Source organism: Pseudoalteromonas sp. TAE79 (assembly GCF_000498015.1).
Taxonomy (GTDB): Bacteria; Pseudomonadota; Gammaproteobacteria; order Enterobacterales; family Alteromonadaceae; genus Pseudoalteromonas.
Genome location: NZ_AUTL01000246.1, coordinates 26,598 through 48,447 on the forward strand (window position 1 = coordinate 26,598; position 21,850 = coordinate 48,447).

Annotated in this window: 19 protein-coding genes and 2 pseudogenes; 5 read left to right on the top strand and 16 right to left on the bottom strand. The window is 38.1% G+C overall.

What is annotated here, in order from left to right; translation table 11 throughout:
* Nucleotides 1–9: 9 nt before the first annotated feature.
* The 12 genes from L655_RS0119410 to L655_RS0119470 all read right to left on the bottom strand — a co-directional run bounded on the left by L655_RS0119410 (nucleotide 10) and on the right by L655_RS0119470 (nucleotide 9,721).
* The gene (locus L655_RS0119410) at nucleotides 10–510 is read right to left on the bottom strand and encodes a DUF2878 domain-containing protein (protein ID WP_024606006.1); all 501 of its coding nucleotides are present in this window, start codon (nucleotides 508–510) and stop codon (nucleotides 10–12) included.
* On the bottom strand, nucleotides 488–1,750 hold the full coding sequence (locus L655_RS0119415) for a cyclopropane-fatty-acyl-phospholipid synthase family protein (RefSeq protein ID WP_024606007.1): 1,263 nt from the start codon (nucleotides 1,748–1,750) through the stop codon (nucleotides 488–490). The genes L655_RS0119410 and L655_RS0119415 overlap by 23 nt, the downstream gene beginning before the upstream one ends.
* 37 nt (nucleotides 1,751–1,787) lie before the next feature.
* On the bottom strand, nucleotides 1,788–2,525 hold the full coding sequence (locus L655_RS0119420) for a DUF1365 domain-containing protein (RefSeq protein ID WP_024606008.1): 738 nt from the start codon (nucleotides 2,523–2,525) through the stop codon (nucleotides 1,788–1,790).
* Nucleotides 2,518–3,774, bottom strand: coding sequence for an FAD-dependent oxidoreductase (locus tag L655_RS0119425; RefSeq protein ID WP_024606009.1), 1,257 nt, complete (start codon nucleotides 3,772–3,774; stop codon nucleotides 2,518–2,520). Before L655_RS0119425 ends, L655_RS0119420 begins: the two co-directional genes overlap by 8 nt.
* The gene (locus L655_RS0119430; RefSeq protein ID WP_024596920.1) at nucleotides 3,771–4,481 is read right to left on the bottom strand and encodes an SDR family NAD(P)-dependent oxidoreductase; all 711 of its coding nucleotides are present in this window, start codon (nucleotides 4,479–4,481) and stop codon (nucleotides 3,771–3,773) included. Before L655_RS0119430 ends, L655_RS0119425 begins: the two co-directional genes overlap by 4 nt.
* Before the next feature lie 2 nt (nucleotides 4,482–4,483).
* Entirely contained in the window at nucleotides 4,484–4,912 is a 429-nt protein-coding gene (locus tag L655_RS0119435) for a nuclear transport factor 2 family protein (protein ID WP_024606010.1), read from the bottom strand.
* A gap of 1 nt (nucleotide 4,913) precedes the next feature.
* The gene (gene phrB / locus L655_RS0119440; protein WP_024606011.1) at nucleotides 4,914–6,308 is read right to left on the bottom strand and encodes a deoxyribodipyrimidine photo-lyase; all 1,395 of its coding nucleotides are present in this window, start codon (nucleotides 6,306–6,308) and stop codon (nucleotides 4,914–4,916) included.
* Nucleotides 6,308–7,261: a DUF523 and DUF1722 domain-containing protein gene (locus L655_RS0119445; RefSeq protein ID WP_024606012.1), complete on the bottom strand. Its 954-nt coding sequence runs from the start codon at nucleotides 7,259–7,261 to the stop codon at nucleotides 6,308–6,310. Before L655_RS0119445 ends, phrB begins: the two co-directional genes overlap by 1 nt.
* An 8-nt stretch (nucleotides 7,262–7,269) precedes the next feature.
* Nucleotides 7,270–7,950 (bottom strand): ChrR family anti-sigma-E factor, encoded by a 681-nt coding sequence (locus L655_RS0119450; RefSeq protein ID WP_024606013.1) that lies wholly within the window; start codon nucleotides 7,948–7,950, stop codon nucleotides 7,270–7,272.
* A complete protein-coding gene (locus L655_RS0119455) occupies nucleotides 7,943–8,566 on the bottom strand; it encodes a sigma-70 family RNA polymerase sigma factor (protein WP_024606014.1) in 624 nt (207 codons plus the stop codon). Before L655_RS0119455 ends, L655_RS0119450 begins: the two co-directional genes overlap by 8 nt.
* Nucleotides 8,567–8,634: 68 nt before the next feature.
* Nucleotides 8,635–9,213 (bottom strand): LON peptidase substrate-binding domain-containing protein, encoded by a 579-nt coding sequence (locus tag L655_RS0119460; RefSeq protein WP_024596915.1) that lies wholly within the window; start codon nucleotides 9,211–9,213, stop codon nucleotides 8,635–8,637.
* Nucleotides 9,214–9,448: 235 nt separating this feature from the next.
* Nucleotides 9,449–9,721: a hypothetical protein gene (locus L655_RS0119470; protein WP_024596914.1), complete on the bottom strand. Its 273-nt coding sequence runs from the start codon at nucleotides 9,719–9,721 to the stop codon at nucleotides 9,449–9,451.
* 298 nt (nucleotides 9,722–10,019) lie between these two features.
* Between L655_RS0119470 and L655_RS01000000125915 the strand changes: the two are divergent.
* Nucleotides 10,020–11,713: pseudogene (locus L655_RS01000000125915) on the top strand (alkaline phosphatase D family protein).
* Between the two features lie 60 nt (nucleotides 11,714–11,773).
* Here L655_RS01000000125915 and L655_RS0119480 read toward each other — a convergent pair.
* Both L655_RS0119480 and L655_RS0119485 read right to left on the bottom strand, forming a co-directional pair.
* Nucleotides 11,774–13,246, bottom strand: a complete 1,473-nt coding sequence (locus L655_RS0119480) for a cellulase family glycosylhydrolase (RefSeq protein ID WP_024606015.1) — start codon at nucleotides 13,244–13,246, stop codon at nucleotides 11,774–11,776.
* Nucleotides 13,247–13,634: 388 nt separating this feature from the next.
* Entirely contained in the window at nucleotides 13,635–13,985 is a 351-nt protein-coding gene (locus L655_RS0119485) for a hypothetical protein (protein WP_024598121.1), read from the bottom strand.
* 185 nt (nucleotides 13,986–14,170) lie between these two features.
* On the opposite strand from L655_RS0119485, the gene L655_RS0119490 reads away from it, so the two are divergent.
* The 4 genes from L655_RS0119490 (at nucleotide 14,171) to L655_RS0119505 (ending at nucleotide 21,070) form a co-directional block, all read left to right on the top strand.
* On the top strand, nucleotides 14,171–14,800 hold the full coding sequence (locus L655_RS0119490; protein WP_024606016.1) for a hemolysin III family protein: 630 nt from the start codon (nucleotides 14,171–14,173) through the stop codon (nucleotides 14,798–14,800).
* A 305-nt stretch (nucleotides 14,801–15,105) separates the two neighbouring features.
* Nucleotides 15,106–17,538: a TerB N-terminal domain-containing protein gene (locus L655_RS0119495; RefSeq protein WP_024606017.1), complete on the top strand. Its 2,433-nt coding sequence runs from the start codon at nucleotides 15,106–15,108 to the stop codon at nucleotides 17,536–17,538.
* A 2-nt stretch (nucleotides 17,539–17,540) separates the two neighbouring features.
* Nucleotides 17,541–18,848, top strand: coding sequence for an ATP-binding protein (locus L655_RS0119500; RefSeq protein ID WP_024606018.1), 1,308 nt, complete (start codon nucleotides 17,541–17,543; stop codon nucleotides 18,846–18,848).
* On the top strand, nucleotides 18,845–21,070 hold the full coding sequence (locus L655_RS0119505) for a DEAD/DEAH box helicase (RefSeq protein WP_024606019.1): 2,226 nt from the start codon (nucleotides 18,845–18,847) through the stop codon (nucleotides 21,068–21,070). Before L655_RS0119500 ends, L655_RS0119505 begins: the two co-directional genes overlap by 4 nt.
* 70 nt (nucleotides 21,071–21,140) lie before the next feature.
* On the opposite strand, the gene L655_RS0119510 is transcribed toward L655_RS0119505, so the two are convergent.
* On the bottom strand, nucleotides 21,141–21,452 hold the full coding sequence (locus L655_RS0119510; RefSeq protein ID WP_024606020.1) for an MGMT family protein: 312 nt from the start codon (nucleotides 21,450–21,452) through the stop codon (nucleotides 21,141–21,143).
* A pseudogene (locus L655_RS0119515) lies at nucleotides 21,442–21,850 on the bottom strand (LysR family transcriptional regulator); the annotation flags it as partial. The gene L655_RS0119510 and the pseudogene L655_RS0119515, both read right to left, overlap by 11 nt.

Here is a 21,850-nt window from a genome sequence, read left to right on the forward strand (position 1 = left end):
TGTGGGCGATCAGCGATTGATGAATAACTTGATTTTTTGGTTTATAAAAAGAATAACAGTAAACACTGTAGACCAAAGCGCACCGTAAACGAGCCAAAACTGCCATAAAGGTAAACCTAAACTTATTACTTCAAAGCGTGCTCCAGCCCAATAACTTGCTGGCGCAAAAGCCATGCATACTAAAAAGGCCTGCCAAAGCTTTAATTTACTCAAAAAAACCATAGAAGTATTTAAAGAAAGTAATAACGCAGCCCATAAAAAGACGAGCCATAAAGGGAAGGGATAAACTTTAAATTCTAACAAGCCTAACTTTACTGCTATAAATTCTAATAATAGTGCTAAAGGTAGGACTTTAATAAGAAGTAAGGTGTCTTGTTTTTTTTGTTTTGACAACCAAAACATTAAAACAATAATCAATCCGCTAAAAAGTAGCGAATCAGCTTCAAGCAGCAAGGATAAAAACCACACTGCTTGAAATAAAACAAAATTAGTAACCGAGCGCAATATCATCGTTATCGCTAACAAAACGTGGTTTACGCGCCATTAAATGCACCGTACTTGTTGCTCTAGCTCTAAAGGCGCCTTCGCAATAAGCAAAATAAAACAACCATAAACGATAAAAACGTTCATCAAATTTTGAGCGGTCCAAATCAGGCCAACTTTTTATAAAACGGCTTCGCCAGTCTGCTAATGTTCTTGCGTAGTGTGCACCAATATCATTAACAGTATGAATTACCATGTCGGTATTATTTTTAATCTGCTCACTCATTTCGTTAAGTGATGGCAAACACCCGCCTGGAAAAATATACTGCTGAATAAAATCAGAGTTTTTTAAGTAATGCTTATAACGCTGATCGCCAATAGTTATAGCTTGTATGAGCATGGCACCGTCATCTTTTAACAATTCACCACATTGGGTAAAAAAGCTAGGTAAGTACTCATGGCCCACCGCTTCTATCATTTCGATAGAAACAAGCTTGTCGTATTTTCCTCTCAATTGCCTGTAATCAAGCTTAAGTAATGTAATTTTACTTTCAAGACCAAGCTCTGAAATTTTATTAGCGACATAATCATGTTGTTCATCAGATATGGTTGTTGTTGTTACATGGCAATCGTAATGTGTGGCTGCATATATAGCAAAAGCCCCCCACCCTGTACCAATTTCAATTACTGAATCATTTTTTTGAAGCTCAACTTGCTCACAAATGCGTTTCAGCTTGTATTGTTGAGCCTCTTCAAGCGTCGCTTCTTTTGAAGGATATACAGCACTTGAGTAAAGCATTTCTTTACTCAAAAATGATTCGTACAAATCATTACCTAAGTCGTAATGAGCAACGATGTTTTTCTTAGAACCCGATTCAGAATTTTTATTTTTTATGTGATTAAACCGGTGTGCAATATTGCTAAAAAATGCGAATTTCTTCTCAAACTCATCAAGTTGCTTCTCATTTATAGCAAATATCTCAATGAAAGAGGTTAAGTTGTCACAAGACCAATGCCCCAAAATATACGCTTCACCAGCGCCAACGCTCCCAGATAATGCAAATGCCTTATACATAGCTTTATCGTTTACAATAATTGTTGCTTTTAGCACTGAAGATGGGTCGCCAAAAACTGTACGCTCATTCCCTTCAATTAAAACAACTTGACCTGTTTCAATTGACGAGAAGGCTTTAGTCACTAATTTTTTATATATGTTAGTTAACCAGTTTGTGCTTTGTTCGCAATTTAAGCTCGACACTTTATCCATTGAAATACCTATTAATTGTCCTGACTATCTATGTGCTTTATGGCTTGCCTGAGTGGCCTAAAAAAGGAACTCGTTTAATAAACAACTTTAACGCTTGATAATAAATACCTTTGAAAATAGACCATGTCATGGCCGGAAAACGTTTAAATAACTTATTAACTTCTTCTTTAGTAAGTTCTTTACGTTTTAAGCGAAGTGTAGCATCAAATAATAGCTCTTCATTTCGCTTATTTTCAATGTGTATCAATGTTTTATCAGGCGATTGCTTAACATGCCAATGATAGTTCATATCTAGATTCATAAAAGGTGATACGGAAAAAACCTTTTTAAAGTTCACTTTTTTTTCTAAAGGTACTAAATAATAATGACGTTCGTTCCATGGTGTATTACTTACTTCAGCAATCATGTATTTAAAACGGGTGTCGTTATGACCAAAAAAGTAAAAATTAACAGGACTAAAATACACACCAAAACAACGAAGTTGCCCAAGCATGTAAATATGAGTAAAGGTTTCAGTAATACCTAAATTGGCAAGTTGTTCGTGTGCACGCTCAATAAGAGGACGTTTAGCAAGCTGTGAGGTGCCTTTAAAATAATCAGCTTCATTAAACTTTAACGCCTTTAAGCCTGACGTACCTATGTGTTTATGCACACCATTTAGTTGTTGAGGATTATTTAAATCTACCCACATCATATACAGAGGGTAACTAAAGCGATGTTCTTTAACAGCAAAACGGCGATGTTTAACATCGCCTAAATACACTGCACTAGTCAAATTCGACCCCAAGTTGCTTGGCTACATCTACACCACTGTGTACGCCATCTTCATGAAAACCATTGTACCAATAAGCGCCACAAAAATAACTATTGTTGTGTCCGTCAATACTGTGTTTAAGTTTTTGAGCCGCAATAGACTCTTGGTTAAATACAGGGTGGTGATAAGTAAACTCGCGCAAAATTTTACTTTGGCTTATTCCTTCAAGATGGTTAAGCGTTACACAGAACTGTGTATCTGATTGTATACCTTGCAAAATATTCATTTGGTAAGTTACAACAGCAGCTTTATCAGTGTTGTTGTTAAGTAGGTAGTTCCAGCTTGCCCATGCCGCTTTTCTATCTGGTAAAAGGTTTGTATCGGTGTGCAACACCACTGAGTTCTCAGTGTAAGCTATTGCACCCAATACTGACTTTTCTTGCTCAGTAGCATCACCCAGTAGTGCAAGCGCCTGATCTGAATGACAAGCAAATATTACTTTATCAAATTTACTTTGCTCACCATTGGCAAACTCTATTGTTACTTCATCATTTTGCCGCGTAACAGATTTAATATCTGTATTAAGTTTAATTTTATCAGCAAAACCTCTGATCAGCGGCTTTATATACTGACGAGAGCCTCCTGGTACTACATACCACTGTGGTCTATTGGTTACATCTAAAAGCCCATGATTAAAGAAAAACTTAACAAAAAACTCAACGCCTACGTTTTCCATTTCTTTAATACTGGTAGACCAAATAGCCGCGCCCATAGGAAGAATATAATGGTATTTAAAAAAGTCATTAAACTGGTTATCGTTAAGCAATTGCCCTAATGATTGATCAGACTGGTAATCACCTTTTTCATGCATTGCTTTGCACAGTTTGTTAAACCTAACAATGTCGTACAATAATCGCCAAAACTTAGGTCTAAAAATATTACGACGCTGTGCAAATAAGCTTGTAAACGTATGTCCATTGTATTCAAAACCAGTGGCTTCGTTATGCACACTAAAGCTCATCTGGGTTGTTTGTTTATCAATACCAATGCGCGAAAGTAGCTTTTCGAAATATGGGTAAGTTCGGTCATTAAATACAATAAAGCCAGTATCTATTGCGTATTTGATGCCACACACATCAACATCAACCGTTGCTGTATGGCCACCTATATAATCATTTTTTTCAAATACGGTTACATCGTAATGTTTGTGAAGCAAATGCCCACATGTTAAACCAGATATACCAGTTCCTATTATTGCTATTTTTTTCAACGGGCTAATCCTTTTGCGATTTTAAGCCAAATCGGCAGTGGTAAAATGCGTAAAGCTTTTAATATAAGTGTAAAACGATAAGGGAAATGAACGTCTTTGCGGCGTTTTTGAATACCCTTAATCATGTAGTCAGCTGCTTTTTCAGCAGTAACGGCCATAGGCATCGGGAAATCATTTTTATTAGTAAGTGGCGTTTTTACAAACCCAGGATGAACTAAAGTCACATCAACATCATTTAAATCAACCGCTAAGCTTTTTGCTAAGTAACTTACACCCGCTTTTGATGCGCCATAAGCTTCTGAACGAGGTAGCGCAAGATAAGTAACACTTGAGCTGACCAAAACAAGTTGGCCGCCTGGATTTATTTTAGGAAGTAACGCCTCAAGGCAATACCCCATAGAAAGTAAGTTAACGTTTATTACACGCTCAAACAACGCGCTATCAAAATTGCGCGCATCATCTATATATTCACAATTACCAGCGTTTAAAATAACACGGTCAAAATGAGGAAAGCCAACTGTCGACTCTTTTATATCTTGCAGGTTAGTTGCATCAAATTTGCATGCTTGGATATTGTCATATTTAGCAAGCTCGGCGAGCTTATCACTATTACGACCGCAAGCTATAACAGTGTCTCCTAGCTGTGCATATTTAATTGCTAGCTGCTCGCCAATACCTGATGTAGCACCCGTTATAAGTGTGATCATAATTAACCTGCCCTTTTATCAATTAGCTTTATAACGCTACCAAGTAAAGGAATGTGTTTGTATAACAACTCGCCCACATTAAAGTAGTCTCTGTGCTTAATAATTTTGCCATCTTTAAAAATAAGCTTGCTATGACCGTCTACCGAGATAGTTTTACCTGATGACAGCTTTGGATGTGCATAATGCATAGTCCAATAAATAAAAGCATTGTTACCGCTATTAAACGAATCAGTAATATCAAACTGGCAATGCTTAACATTGCTGTATAAGTTAGCAAAGTATCTTCGCAATTCTACAATGCCGTTAATTTCGTGCATCGGGTCTATAAACTGTATGTTGTCACAGTAAATATCACTCAATAAATCAAGATTAGTGCTATCAAGCTGTTGGTATATTTCAACAAATTTATCTACTGGTAACTGGTTATCCATATCACACCTTAAATGCAGCAAGTGCACGTTCTCGTGCCGCTTTATGATCAACTATTGCTGGCCAGTAACATTCCTTATCTTTGCCTGTTGCGGCTAAATATGTGTGTGGAAAATGAATGTGTTTATCTGGCACGTTTTCAAGCTCTGGCAAATACTTACGGATAAACTTGCCCGTTGGATCAAAGCGCTCGCTTTGTCTGATAGGATTAAAAACTCTAAAATAAGGCTGAGCATCACAGCCCGTACTTGCAGCCCACTGCCAACCACCATTATTTGAGGCTAAATCGCCATCAATTAAGTGCTGCATAAAAAAGCGTTCACCTTCACGCCAGTCTATTAATAAATGTTTAGTTAGAAAGCTTGCAACAACCATTCGTAAACGATTATGCATCCAACCGGTTTGCTTAAGTTGTAGCATTGCTGCATCCACTAATGGGTAACCTGTACGCCCTTCGCACCATGCTTTAAAATCGCTTTCACTTTTACGCCACACTACAGCATTATACTTTTCGTTGAAGTTATCGCCGCGCGAAAGCTTCGGAAATTCAGCAATTAAATGTCTGTAAAATTCGCGCCAAACAAGCTCGTTAATCCACGTAAACGTTTTACTTTTTGATGTAGTTAAAATATCAGGATAACGCTGCTGAATATTAATAAGCAGTTGCTTTGTGCTTACAATACCTAGTGCTAAATACGGGCTTAAACCCGATGTGCCTTTTACACTGGGAATATCACGCTGGTCGTCGTAACTTGTAAGTTTGTCGCATATAAAATTATCAACTACGGTAGAGAGTGTTTCGTCGTCAACCGGCCACTTATCTGAGCATCCATCACTTTTTAGTAAGTCGCTTTCATCAAATTTTATTGGCTCAGAAGTTAAAGGCCATTGTGGCAAACTAAAGTGTGTATCTTGATACTGCTTTAACCATGCACGTTTAAAGGGAGTAAACACTTTATACATTTCATTACTTTGATTTTTGACAGAGCCTGCAGGCGCAATTAAATCACCTTCGTACAAAGTAAAAGTAATAGAAAGCTCATCGCATTCATGCAAAATTGCTTTATCGCGGTTTACTTCATTAAGCTCATACTCTGTATTAGCAATTACGTGTTTTACATCGTTTGCTTTACAAAAGTTAATCAGCTCGCGCGTACAATCACTAAAGCTAGGCGCTTCAATAATATGTAAAGTAATACCGTAATCAGCAAGTTGTGATTGAAGATAAGTAACTCGGCGCTTGAGTAAGTCAATCTGAATAGGCGCAGCTTGGTGTTGTTGCCACTGCTTTTCAGACACAAAAAAAATGGCGTGTTTAGCGCCATTATTTAGCGCTTGAATTAACGCTTCATTAGAAAAAAGGCGCAAATCGCGCCTAAACCAAAATAATGTATCCATTAAATACCAAATCGTAGTTTTAAATCGTGAGGGTATGGGTTAAAAAACACTTGTTTTTCAAGGTACTCATTCGGATGAACTTTCAAATGATGTTTTAGCAAAGTAAGTGGTACATACAATGGCACCAATCCTTCGCGGTATTCGTCTATCGCATCACGAAGTTCTTGTTTTTCAACCTTTGATAAATCATTTTTAAAGTAGCCTTGTAAATGCATTAGGGTGTTGCAATTATTTCTGCGAGAAGCTGGCTTTTTCAAACCCGTCATCAAACCTAAAATATATTCATCCGCAACTGCATTTATATTGTCACCTACGAACGTTCCAAGCAGATTACCCAAATCTCGATAAGCTTGGTAATTGTGAGCCATCAACAAGTACTTATACTGAGAATGAAATTGAGTAAGCTTGTGAACCGTTAGTGGTTCTTGTACCAACTTTTGCCAATTTTTAAATACGTAAATTCTCATTACAAAGTTTTCACGTAAATGCATGTCATTTAAGCGACCGTTTTCTTCACATGGCAATAATGGGTTGTGCTTCATTATTTGCTCAGCAAAAAAACCAACGCCTTCAGAAGTATTACCCGTGCCTGCTTCGTTGTATATTTTAATGCGCTCCATGCCGCAGCTTGGACTTTTTGCGCAAAATACAAACCCGCTCAACTCTTTAGCTTGTTCTGTTGCAACTTTTTTACCATACTCGGTAAGTTGTTGGCCTACGTCTCCAGTACCATCTGGGCGACATACTTTAATAGTATCTCCCACTTTAACTTGGCGAATAGTTGGTCGAGGTATTGGTAAACCTACCGCTACCTCCGGACAAAACCGTGTATATTCAACGTGTTTACCTAACTCATCCATACAGAAATTTGACTTTTTATGACCTGTGTCAAATCTAACTTTTTCGCCTGCTAAGCAGGCGCTTATACCTATTTTTATTATATCTGTGTGCATAAATTCTCTTAGTAAATCAAATTACCTATTGGATTTAGTAACTTGCTGAAGCCCTTATTAAAATGTAGCGCACTACTGACAACTGTAAAGCACAAACAACCATCTTTTGTTAAAGGAGTATGTTGGTGACTACTATCTTGCCATATAAAGTCACCTGGGACATATTTTCCTTCTTCATCACTAAACTCGCCATCTAGGAGTAAAGTAACTTCAAAGCCAGTGTGCGTGTGTTCTGGTATTTCACCACCAGCATCAATATGTAACAAGCTAGAACGCAGTGCACCATCATCTAATGCAATACGAGATCTCGCAAGCTTACCCACTTGGGTAAATTTACTGTGAGAAATACGCGTTAGCGCACGTGGAAGCTGATAGTTATGCTCATTAACTTTAATAGAAACAGGCTCTACTTCGTAAACTTCATCGATAGAATCATCAGACATGATCATATCGAGAACATTTAGTTCAAATTCTTCAAGTAAATCAGATTTTTCAGTTTGAGGTTTCTCAAATTTAGCAGGCTCTTCACTAAATAATGCATTTGCATTACTTGCTTCAATTTTAGCTACTTTAGCTTGGCACACAGGGCACATGTCTACGTGAATAGAAACGGCTAAACTCAATGATGTAGCAAGTGATGCATCGCAATACTGTGTCAGTAAAGTTTCACTCGGGTGATGTTTAATCATGCTGATCTCCCATTTCATTACGTAATTTTTGCAAGGCCAAACGTAATCGTGATTTTACCGTGCCTACTGGAATATTAAGTTGATGTGCAAGTTGCTCTTGCGACATGTCTTGAAAATAAACGCCTCTTACCACTTCGCGTTGAGCAATAGGTAATTTGTCTAAATAACGTTTAATTTGTTTATCTTCTAAATGATCACTGTATTCGTAATGTGTATCTTGTGATTCGTTTAATAACGGCCAAATATCTTCGCTTATGTTTTCTTCTTTATTACTTTTCATTTTACGAAGCATATCGAATGAAGCGTTACGCATAACGGTATAAACCCAAGTAGTAGCCGCACCTTTATCACTGTGATACAAATGTGCTTTACGCCAAACAGATGTTAACGTCTCTTGCACAAGCTCCATTGCTTGAGCTTCAACACCAAATTGCTTAATTCCAAAGCGTTTAATTTTTGGCGCAAAGTATTCAAATAAGTAGGAAAATGCTTTTTTATCGCGTGACTGTGCAACATCTATAAGCGCTTGCATGAGTTCTTTACTCGGCGTTTCTGGCATGGCAGTGTACTTACCTGTATTAGGTTCACAACGTGGTGATTGTTGTTGACTTACCATAATAATTTATCCCGTTATTGCTTTTGTATTAAGTAATACGGGCAATAATTAATTTAGGATCATAAAATTTAGGCAAATTCGTTATTAATCACAGTATGGAGGAAATTCAGTAAGTTATCAAAGTTCGTTTCAAACGCAAGTTGCTGTTTTTTCTCAATAGAAATAGGTAGGAGCTCAAGCCAACGGGCTGCAATCCAAGGCAGTTTGTCAAAGTGAGTTTTTTTGTACAGTAAATTAAGTTCCGGATTACTTTTAAACACGTTTAAAAGCGCATCATGCAATAAGTCATGTTCGCCAACTGAGTTGTTAGAATCCTTATACCAATATGGCGTATTACAAGAAGACACCAAACCATGTCGCAGTTCGTCCTCGTCTTGATAAACGTCATTTATTTGAACGCTTTGAGAAGCAAACACATCGATTAATAATACATCGTTGTCGTCTTGGTCAAAATCAATAATATCAACAAGGCAACCTTGCGCGCTTATATTAAATGGTGTGTCGTGCTCAAATGTACAAAGCACAAACCCTGTATTGTTTTTTAATGCGGTTTTAACCATATTTAAATAGCGAGGCTCAAATATGCGTAATCGCGTATAGCCTTCAGGTAACATAAAAATGGGTAATGGAAAAATCGCACGTTTCATAAAGTCTACTTCTTTCAAACACTCTGCCTTTATTTACGTGCGCTTTTGCTAAGTCGATCAGCTTTGTATGAATCGAATTAATTACCAGCTATATAATTGGCTAAAGATTAAACCAACCTCCCATAGCTTTAAACACTTGAACCGAGTAATAAGCGCTAATCATACTGACTACGGGTGCTAACATTAATGCAAACAATCCAAGTTCACTGCTCATCGTTTTAATCCTTTAAATAATTTATTTTACGTTTTTTATACTAGTGTCAGTATTTTTAAGCGTTGTGCTATGTGTTAAAACGGGCTCATCTAATAAACCCTCTAAAACAGTTTTAGCATCAAAATAAAGCGTTTCCTTTAGTGATTTTTCAAGCTCGATTGTGGTTTGCTTTACGTAGCTTGCTACACTTTGAGTTAATATATCAGTTACATCTAGGTCCACTTCTGTTGCATGTACTTGCGCAGAACCTAATACTAATAAACTTGCCATAGCGATTTTAATTGAATGTTTCATAATGGTATTCCTTGTTTGTGTATTGTTTAGACGTAGTTACATACTCAAGGGTTGTGCCAACATAAAAATAAATCGTAAGCAACTGTAATTAAACAATTTTACATGCATCTCTTTAATTTAAAAAATTCATACCTTGTTAATTTAACCATTTAATTTAATTTTTTGACTACTTTTTAGTTAATAAATAAAAGGGTTTAAATGTATTAATACCGTCACACTAAATACATTTAGCGTTTATAAAAACGTCATATCTACCCGCTAAAGTGCACACCACTATAAATAATTCAAAAAGTGCAGTATGACCCTTTCATCACGTCGAAATTTCTTAAAAACCTCAGCAGCAAGCATATTTACCGTCGCAGTATCGAGTGCCATTACAGGTTGTGCTCAAACATTAACAAACAAACCACTATCGGCTATNTTGAATTTAAACACGGTGTAGCCAGTGGCGATCCGCTCAGTAATGCTTTAATAATTTGGACACGTGCAACTACTTCTCAATCAAATTTTGAAGTTACTGCTGCTTGGGAACTGGCAAGTGACTCTCAATTTAAAAACATCATCCGCAGCGGGCGCGAACAAACAGATAAAAGCAGAGACTTTACAATAAAAATAGATGTGCAAGAACTTACTCCAAACACAGAGTACTTTTATCGGTTTATGGGTTTAAATACACAAAGCCCAATTGGCCGTGCTAAAACACTACCAATAAATAACATTGAACAAGTAAAAATGGCTGTTGTGTCGTGCTCAAACTATCCTGCTGGGTACTTTAATGCCTACACCGATGCCGCTAAACAAAAAGATTTAGATGTGGTACTGCATTTGGGAGATTACATTTACGAATACCCAATGGGCGGATACGCTACCGAAAATGCTGAAAAAATTGGCCGCCAATTNGCAGCCGATAACAGTGGTGAAATTATTACCCTTAGCGACTATCGTAAGCGCTATGCTATTTACAGAACAGACCAAGGCCTTCAAGCTCTTCACGCTGCAGCGCCTTTTATTGCAATATGGGATGATCACGAAGTTACCAACGATACCTATAAAAGTGGTGCTGAAAATCATACCCCTGATGAAGGTGACTTTTTTATGCGCCGTGCAGCAGCTATTCAAGCCTATTACGAATGGCTGCCAATTAGACCGCCTATGGGCGAGCAAAGCCCGCAAATATACCGCACCTTCGATTTTGGTAATTTAATAAGCTTGCACATGCTAGATACGCGCGTAATAGCACGCGATAAACAACTCGCTTACAGCGACTATAAAAACCTAGAGACCAAACAAATGGATGTTGCGCGCTTTGCCAGTGATTTAAATAATCCAAGTAGGCAGTTACTAGGTAACACACAACTAAACTGGCTTACGAGTGCAATAACTAAATCAAATGCAAAATGGCAAGTATTGGGCCAGCAAGTATTGATGACTAAAATGTGGCTACCTACTGAAATATTCTCGCAATCCGATCGCACTAAAATACCTCAGGTGTTAAAAGAGCTTGTTGCCATTAAAAAAGCCGTGTTAGCTAATAAAGCGGTAACACCTGAGCAACTCGCACGCGTAAATACTTTAATGCCTTACAATTTAGATGCGTGGGATGGTTACCCAAGCGAGCGCGAAGCATTATACAAAAGCGTTACCGCATTAAATAAAAAGTTAGTCGTGGTTGCAGGTGATACGCACAATGCGTGGCATGGCACATTAAAAAATGCAAAAGGCGAAAGCATAGGAGTAGAATTTGCAACGCCTGGTGTTACATCCCCGGGTATGGAGCATTATTTAGCGCTTAATACAGCACAAGCAAAGCAAATGGCTGACTCGCTTTCATTGTTAATAAACGACTTAAACTATTGTGACTTATCACACCGTGGATATATGTTAGTGACTATTACTAAAGAGCAAATCACAACCGATTGGCGCTATATAGATAACATAAACTCCCCTAGCTACAACATCATTAATCAACACCAAAGTGTTTATAAAGGCTAATACTTTTAAAAAGAAGGTAAATGTATTATTTACCTTCTTCGCATATTTTATTTAACGCGTTTAACTACAGCTATAGATAAGCGTCCACGAAGCATCACTTCCTGGAATGCTGTTTGTATACCAATTTGCGCTGTATGCATTACCTTGATATTGCATTTTATCGTCTGTGTTATTGTGAGTAAACGCACCGGCCGAATAATCTTTTTTTACCCAATTAGGATATGTATTAATACCATTACAATCTGTTGAACTTACAACACTGCATCCGTTTGTATCAACACTTGTACCAGCGGGTGTATCTGGGCACTGATCAATATCATCATTCACACCATCGTTATCCACATCGCTTTGTGGTTCAACTACTTCAACAACGCAACCTACATTATTAATAGTTTCACCTGCAGGTGTATTAGGGCATTGATCAACACTATCGCTAATACCATCGCTGTCAATTACTGCACAACCAATACTATCAACCGTTGTACCTGCGGGAGTGTTATCGCACTGATCGTTACTATCACTTATACCATCGCCATCAGAGTCTAAAGCAACCGTACTACCACCCCAACCTTTAATGATCTCTTTAACTTTAGTGCCTGAAGCGGTTAGTGAATTCCAACTACCGCCTGGAGTAAATAACGATGCACCTTCGTTTTTATCGTTTAAAGCCCAGTTAGCGTGGCTAATATTGTTTGTTTTAAAAAATGCCATCCATGCATCGGTTTCATTAATATTAACACCACCATTGCCATCAGCATTAACTGTACCCCACTCTGTGGCGAATAGTGCAATGCCGTTATCGAGTGCAGTTTGTGCTTTATTTCGATACGATTGACCATGCGTGCCAGCATAAAAATGCAGAGTGTAAGCAATATTGGCGCGATCTATCGGGTTTTGTGATGCCACATCCACATCTTGTGACCACGTAGGCGTACCAACCACAATTAAGTTATCAGGGTCGATTGCTCTAATTTTATCAATAACTGTTTCTGCGTAAGGCTTAATATCGTTAACCCACGAAATTTGTAACGGCTCATTATAAATTTCATAAATAACATTGTCGTACTGCCCATATTTGGTCGCTACGTTTTCAAAAAAGCGAATTGCAGTTGCTTGATCGGTATGTGCTTCATGGCTATGAAAATCAATAATAACGTACATATCTTCGCTAATAGCTGCGTTTACAACAGTATCAAGACGGCTCATATTGCCCTCCCAATCAAAGTTCAAACTACCACCGGTACTCGTACCATGGCCAATAGCTGCACGAATTAATGTTGCATTAAATTCAGTTTTTGCCTTTGCTACTGTTTCTGCTGTGTAAAATTTTTCAGCGCCCCACCCCGTATTACTCCAAAATAGGCTAGGTCCTGCAAAGCTTGTGTTTTCTCCACCCGCAAGAATTTGGTTCCCACTCACCGTTAACTTCTCAACAGCGGCATTGGCCATCGTTGAGCACCCTAATAATAAAGCTAACGATAAGCTCGCCACTTTAAAATCCTTTCTTTTATGATTATTTAAACTGTTATTCATCGTATTTCCTTAAATTGAAATTATCAGTCATCATTGCTTGATGTAATAAATTGTCACAAAACCAATACTTAACAGTTAAACAAAGTTAATTTGGCGAGCAGAAAGTATCATTTACTTATTAACATTAAATGAATAAAAAGGTACAAGGAGAAGGACTTTAATTAACTAAATATTAACAATTGAGCGTTTTAACGAGGTTTGAGGATTTTACTGGGTATATACAGGCATTTACACGATGCAGGCAAAAAATCTCGGTTACAAGAAATATATATAAAAATGAAAAGGCGGCAATAATAATTATTACCGCCATTAATAATAGCTAAATATCAGGAATAAATATTAGGGAGGCAATTAATAAGCCAACCAAACCTAGCTCTAATTAATTGGCTTATTTTTTTGTGGGAAGTACTTTTCTGCCCAAACGGTATGCATCAATCATGCTCAGCACCCAAATTATAATCATTAAAGGTACATACTTATATTCAGCGAGTTTAGCGCAGGCGTCGGAAGGTTGTTGCGCGGCTTTTAAAATGGCCGTAACCGACATGGGGATTTTACCGTGTACAATTTCATTTGCAGTACACTGTGCAATCGCAAATATATCTTGAAAGGTTAAAATTAAAAAAACAGTAAATACACCCGCAAAAATAGCGCCTATTAGGTGTTTTTTTAGAGAAAAATGCCCCGCTCCAGGATAAACAATGGCGGTAAGTAAAGCAGCTTTTAGATCTTGTTTCATGGTTATTTCAGCTCGTAATATGTATTACACTAGACACCAACATAGTGAATTAATTCTCTTTAAAATCAAGTAAAAGCTAAAGTAGCGTATCAAATAAAGTTATTTAGAATTACTCACAGCTAAGATTGAAAATTTCAGCGTACAGTTGTACACTGAAATTAATTCCAATAGTGGTAGGAACAGTTATGTCGTTAGAAGCGCCTTATTCCCGTAAAGAAGAGAAATTAAACGTAATCAGCCATGCACTCGGTATTATATTTGCCGTATTTGTAATGTGGGATTTATTTAGCCAAGCCACCAGCACTAAAGCATATATTAGTACTGCAATTTACGGCAGCAGCCTATTTGTGCTGTTTTTGTCATCCACTTTGTACCACGCCAGTATTCAACCGCGCTTAAGAGCCTTTTATAAAAAGTGCGATCACTGCGCCATATACTTATTAATTGCCGGCACCTACACTCCCTTTTTATTAATCTCATTATCCGGTGCTTGGTCATGGGCCACACTTACATTTATTTGGGCGGTGGCACTGGCGGGCGTGGCGTACAAAGTATTTGTAAAAAACGGTAATAAAAAAATATCACTCGCCACTTACTTGCTCATGGGTTGGTTCGCACTGGCTATTGTATATCCGCTTTATTCAAGTGTTGATGTAAAAGCACTTTACTGGCTACTTGCCGGCGGTATTTTTTATAGTTTAGGTACATTATTTTACAGCGCTAAAAGCACCCAATTTAGCCACGCTATCTGGCACTTATTTGTTATTGCTGGGTGTGTTTGCCATTATATTTCAATTAGTAATTATGTTTATTAGGCAGGTAAAGCCAATTAGAATGGTCTGGTTTGAGCGAGAAGCAGTCAGTCACTAGCTATGGATTAAGCTCAAGTTTATCTTAAAATTTTGCAAATTTAAGAGCACAATACTGATGGTCAAGTCACATCACTGGAGAGCCTTATACAAAATTAAGCTTTATTAAAGACGACTTTATTGTTTGATTAATAATAAGTGCAATTAGCTAGCAGCAGTATTATACATTTCTGATTTTTTTAGTAGTATGTTAGTAGTCGATGGAGTTTTAAAAACTAAAATGGTACCAACCATTTTTAAAGGGATGTTACATGGAATTCATTTTAATAATTGCAGTTGTTATATTGATAATTTGGTTAATTACCAGTTCTCGCTCAAATTCAAATAAAGCAAAGCCTCGAGTATTAGATAATCCAAGCTCGGACATAAAAGGCACTTATAGTACGCCAGCCTCTAAGCCTTCTGTATCAGCTCTATCCAATGGTGCAATCAGCCCTATAAAATCTATTAAAATTGATAAAGCATCAGTAAGTATTGAATTACACGAACAAACTAATGAATTAGCAACCTCAAAGGAGACAACTCCAAAACCTCGCATCACTGTTGTTAATACATCTACCCCAACTATAGAAAGTGCTGATAGTTCGAGAAATTCTGAAGACGATTTAGCCACATTTAATATTTTTGAGAGTAATGTATCTGAAGACACCTATATCAATAAGGGTAAACAAGCTCAATGGTTAAGCAAGGGTCAAGAAGTTACTATTCACAGTCGAAAGTTAAAGGGGTTTCTGTACGTAGGTGGGGTGATGGAATCATTGGTTGGTTATCGCTCTGAACCAGCATTAATTTGTGCAGACTTACCAGTAATATCACCACGGACTAATTCAAACGAATTCCCAACTGATGAATCTTTAGGCTACTGGCCAAGCTACGGTTTATTATCTAAAGAGTCTAGAGGTGCCTACCTTGATTGGTTAGCAACCGATAGAAGTGCGGCTAATACTCCAATAGGCTTTGTGTTTTTGTACTTTTACGGATTTGAAAGATTTGTTGTTGAGAATGGTCAAGATAATAAAGTTGGAGAGGAACAATTTGAAGATATTTTTGATGAAGTACTTCGTTTACATAAAGTGTTTGCTTCAAATCGCTCTTTTGCTGGTTATTCAGCAAATCTCTTAGAGTTTATGTATTTAGTTAAACCTAAATTACTTAAAGGTAAAAAACATGCATTACCGAAGACGCGTCATTCACTACTTTTTAAATTACGCCTTTCAGAGCAAATCGTTGCCACAGAAAAAGTGGATGATGAGTTGGCACTTGAATGGATCAAAAATACAGACCAATACAATTTAAAAACCGCAGCTAGGCGTTGCGATGTAGAGTTTGATGCACTTTTTAAACTTTACTACAATCAAAAATTCTCTGAGGGAATGCAAGTTAAACCAAATAAAACCAAGTTAAACGCTGAGTACTTTGCCGCCAGCGGTGGTATTCCTAGCGTTAAAATTTTACTCGATAGTTTACCAGACCCGAGTATATTAAAAGCCCCTATTAAAAAACTAATACCTATTGCTGATAAAGCCGCTGAAGAGCTCGCTAGTTATAGCCGTTACTTAGGTAAAGCAGGCACTAATAGAGATGACTTAGCTGCACTGATGTTACTTCCACGCGCTATTACTAATAGCCAACCATCACCATTAATTGAAAAGTTTAAAAAGTGGGCTAAGACTATCATTGTAGAAAATGATGGGGTAACAAACGTTTCTGAATTTTGGTTGCAAACAGACTTACCAGCACCAAAAGCGATAAATAAAAAGGAAAGTGAACTCATTTATAACCTAGCGAGCTTTGCTGATATAGGTATTGCGCCTGACTCGCGTTACCACCATGCAAAACCTAAATTAGATGGCAAACTTGTCTTATTTACTCCAGGGCATGGGGAAGAGTTTGTCCCTAGTCATGTATTTAACCAAGTGGGTGTCGCACTGCGTTTAGGTGCTATGGTGGCAAACATAGATGGGGTTGTAGATGAGTCAGAAAGTTTTGAGCTAGAAAAGCTAATTGCTCATGATGAGAAATTAACGGATACAGAAAAGCGATCTTTAAAGGCTTATCTTACATGGCGATTAGTTACCCCATCGGATAATGCGGGTTTAAAAAATAGACTTAATAATTTAGGTGAAACAGAAATAGAATTTGTGAAGCGGTTTATTCTGTCTATTGCGCTCGCTGATGGCAACGTCGATAACAAAGAAGTAAAACAAATCGAGAAACTCTACACGAATTTAGGGTTGAATAAAGAGTCTGTCACGAGTGATATTCATCAGCTTACTACAAGTAGTCATCGGCTTGTGCCAAAAAGTCAAAATTCATCAGAATTTAGCTTAGATGAAACAATCTTAGCCCTTCATGAAAGCCAAACAACAGAAGCTAAAAATATGCTGGAAAAGATATTTACCTCAGATGAAGATGAAAGCGATTATATTGAAGTCTCAGAGCTGACAAACGAAGTTGATGGATTAGATCAGGCTCATAGCCAGTTGTTTGAAAAGCTATGTGCTAAAGCGCAATGGGGTCGCGAAGAGGTAGCTCAAATGTGTAGTGAGCTAAAATTAATGGTCGATGGTGCTATAGAAACCATTAATGACTGGTCATTTGATTTAGTGGATGCACCAGTAATTGATTATGACGGTGATATATACATTGATGAAGAAATAGTCGAAGAGATAAGGGAGTTATAACAATGGCAGCAAAAAAAATTAGATCAAAAGAGCGCGATGCAATTATACAGTCTCTTAAATCGGGTGTTACCCCAAAAGTCGGCATACAGCATATACAAGTAGGTCGTGGTAATGAGCTTAAAGCACTCATTAAAGATATCGACAGAGTGACAGAGGGTGGCTCTGCTTTTCGGTTAATTATTGGCGAATACGGCTCAGGTAAAACATTCTTTTTAAGTGTTGTAAGAGCGATAGCATTAGAGCGCAAGTTAGTTACTGTTAATGCAGATCTATCTCCTGACCGTCGTATTCATGCATCATCTGGACAAGCCAGAAACTTGTATTCTGAGTTAATGAGAAACATGTCTACTCGTAATAAGCCTGATGGTAATGCATTGACCAGTGTGGTTGAAAAGTTTATTACCGAGGCACGAAAAGAAGCAGATAATACAAGCAAAGAAATAACCACAGTGATCCACGAAAGGCTCGCGTCTCTCTCTGAGCTTGTAGGTGGTTACGACTTTGCAAAAGTTATAGAAGCATACTGGACTGGCCATGAAACAGATAACGAGCAACTTAAGAACAACGCTGTAAAATGGTTAAGAGCAGAATATGCAACAAAAACAGATGCTCGCAAAGATCTTGGTATAAGAAGTATTATCTCAGATGCGTCGTTTTATGACTCTCTAAAGCTTATGAGTTTATTTGTAAGGCAAGCTGGCTACGAAGGGTTATTAGTTAACCTCGATGAAATGGTAAATTTATACAAACTCAATAGCACCCAAGCACGATTATCAAATTACGAGCAAATTCTAAGAATACTCAACGACTGCTTACAAGGATCGGCTGAGTACTTAGGGTTTTTACTCGGTGGTACACCCGAGTTTTTACTTGATCCAAGAAAAGGGTTATATAGCTATGAAGCGCTGCAATCTCGCCTAGCTGGCAACACATTTGCAAAACAAGCCGGTGTTATTGATTACTCATCCCCTGCATTACACTTGGCAAGTTTAACGCCAGAAGAGTTATTTATACTACTTAAAAACCTGAGACATGTTTTCGCATCAGGTGATGAATCGCTATATTTAGTTCCTGACGAGTCCCTTAAAGCATTTCTAGTCCATTGTAGCCAAACAATTGGAGACGCTTACTTCAGAACGCCAAGAAATACGATTAAGGCGTTTTTGGATATGCTTGCTGTGATTGATCAAAACCCAAGTATTTCTTGGGACAGCTTAATTAAAAATGTTGATATTGCAGAGGAGAAGCCTTCCGATGTAGAGTTAGAAATTGAATCTGAGGACGATGAGCTAGCTGATTTTAAATTATGATTGATGCACACGAAAGGCTTGATTTTCGAATTCAGCAGTGGATTTTTAAACAAGGCTGGGATCGACTCAGAGAGATACAATGTTTAGCAATTGACCCTATCCTCTCAGGAAAGACTGATGTGCTTATTAGTGCCTCTACTGCCGCAGGAAAAACAGAAGCATTTTTTTTACCTGCAATAAGTAGTATCGCAGATCAAGTAAGCGGTGTAGGCATTTTATATATCAGCCCGCTAAAGGCGTTAATAAACGATCAAGATCGAAGGCTAGAAAGCTTGTCAGACTTGTTAGACATACAAGTTACACCTTGGCATGGTGATAGCCCTCAAGGTCGAAAAAATAAGCTGAAACGAAATCCATCTGGCATCATGTTAATAACGCCAGAGTCCCTAGAGTCATTATTAATAAGAGACAGTGGCTGGGTAAAATCTGCTTTTCAGAATTTAAAGCATATAGTTATAGACGAATTTCACGCATTTATTGGTACTGAGCGTGGCCATCACTTGTTGAGCTTACTGCACCGCTTAGAGCATCTGCTTGGCCGTGTAAACGCACCAATACCCAGAACCGCTTTAAGTGCCACTTTAGGTGACTTAGAAAGTGTCCCTGCGTCTTTAAGACCCAATAAATCGCTGTCTTGTAAAATAATAAAGCAAACGCAGTCTTCATCAACGTTAAAAATGCAAGTGAAGGGATACATTGAAAGCGCTGTAGTAATAGATGAGGCGGTTACTGCGGAGCAAAGCGTATGTAACGATTTATATGGCCTTTGCCGTGGTGGGAACCACTTAGTGTTTGCAAACAGCAGAAGTCGCACCGAAAGCATTGCGACCACTCTTGCTGAGATGTGTGAGAGTAACACTGTGCCTAACGAGTTTTTTCCACATCACGGCTCGTTAGCCAAAGAAATGCGAGAAACACTTGAAGCTCGGCTTCAGCAAGAGCAAATGCCCACTACAGCAGTGTGTACTATGACTTTGGAGTTAGGCATTGATATAGGCAAGGTTGACTCTGTCGTGCAAGTTACTGCGCCGCATTCTATTGCAAGTTTACGGCAGCGCATGGGTCGTTCAGGTAGGCGTGGTGGCGCTAGTATTTTGCGAATGCTGATAACTGAGGCTGACCTTACAGAAAAATCGAGTATTGTAGATAAACTTCGGCTTGAATTGGTTCAATCGCTAGCGATGATACGTTTATTGGTTGCAAGTAAATGGTACGAACCAGCAGACACTTCGCTCTATCACTTTTCAACATTACTTCATCAAGTTTTAGCTCTCATCGCGCAATGGGGAGGTATAAGAGCAGATCAAATCTACGTATTACTTTGTGAAGACGGTCCATTCCAACAAGTTACTGTTACACATTTTAAAGATTTGCTATCTCACATGGGTAAGGTAGATCTTATTACCCAGTTAGGAAGTGGTGAACTAGTTTTAGGTTTTATGGGTGAAAAAATAACAAATCATTATACGTTTTATGCCGTGTTTAAAACCTCTGAAGAATTTAGAATTGTAACGGGTAGTAAAACACTAGGGTCATTACCCGTAGATAGCCTTATTTTAGAGGGCCAACATATTGTATTTGCCGGTAAACGTTGGGTGGTTGAGCTAGTTGATACAGATAAAAAAGTAATTTCAGTAAAGCATGCAAAAGGAGGAAAACCACCTAAATTTGGTGGTTCAGGAATGGTTGTACATGATGTAGTGAGACAAGAAATGCTTAAAATTCTGGAAGAAGGTGACTACAGAATTCAAGTTGGTGAACAAAGAATTGAATTTGCAGATGCCGTTGCTCAAGCACTTTTCAAAGAAGGTGCTGACTTTTTTAAAACTGCAAAACTTGAAAGTACGCATTTCTTACAGTATGGCAATACAGCCGTTGTTTTGCCCTGGGCCGGCGATAAAGTTGTAAATACACTCGTTGCAGTACTTATACACAAAGGGTTTGGAGCAGGTGCATTTGCAGGAATTATAGAAGTTGAGAATACCTTAATTGATGATGTTATCGGGGCTCTTAAAAGCTTTCGAGATGATCAAACCATATCAGCAATTGATTTAGCTGATGCTATTGCAGAAAAAGCCATAGATAAGTTTGATGAATATTTACCTCAAGAAATTCTTGCAAAAGGGTATGCCGCTAGAGCATTTGATGTAGAGAAGGCCCGAGTATTAGTCAAAGAATTGCTCATGGCAAGATTTAAACATGCCAAAGAGGTTAAATTATGACTTCATACATTATATTCATCAAGGATCATCAATGTCCGCAAATGGCACTTACCTGCCCACAATAGTCACATCACTCCCATCGGCACTCGCGCATATTCACTTTGTCGTTTTTAAACAATACGCCTTCTGATAATAGCTTTTCGCGCTGTTCTTGGTATTTTTCGCTACCTTCAGGGAATGATATTTTACCTTGGCTATTCACTACCCTGTGCCAAGATATAACCGAGTCGTTTGGCATCATTTTTAATAAGCGCCCCACCAATCGTGAGTTTTGCGGATAGCCCGCAAGAGCTGCAACTTGCCCATAGCTTGCTACTTTTCCTATTGGTATGCCTGCGATAACAGTATAAATAAGTGTTTCTTTATCAATATCAGCGTTCATTTAAATACGCCTCACTAAGTACTTTAAATTGCTCCCAAATAGTACGCGCTACAGGGCCGTGGTGCATTGCATGCTGCCTAAAGGCTCTAATTTGCGCGCTAAACTTATGCTCTCGATCAGTTATATGTATTTCTTGAAGTAAGCCTGCTTTTATTTCAAGAGCGCAGTGTTCTAGGCTCATCATTGCCCAACCTGCACCTGAGAGTAAAAACGATTTTAAGGTAGATACATCATCAATTTTCATCATGGCGGAGCCTTTTGAGTACGATAGCCTGTCGCTGTCGATACTCAAATCACTTTCAAACATGGCTAAACACGGATACGTTTGTAGTTCGCTATAGGTTAGCTTTTTAGGGAGTACGCCTTTAGCGCTGACAATGCCAATATCGAGCCTGCCT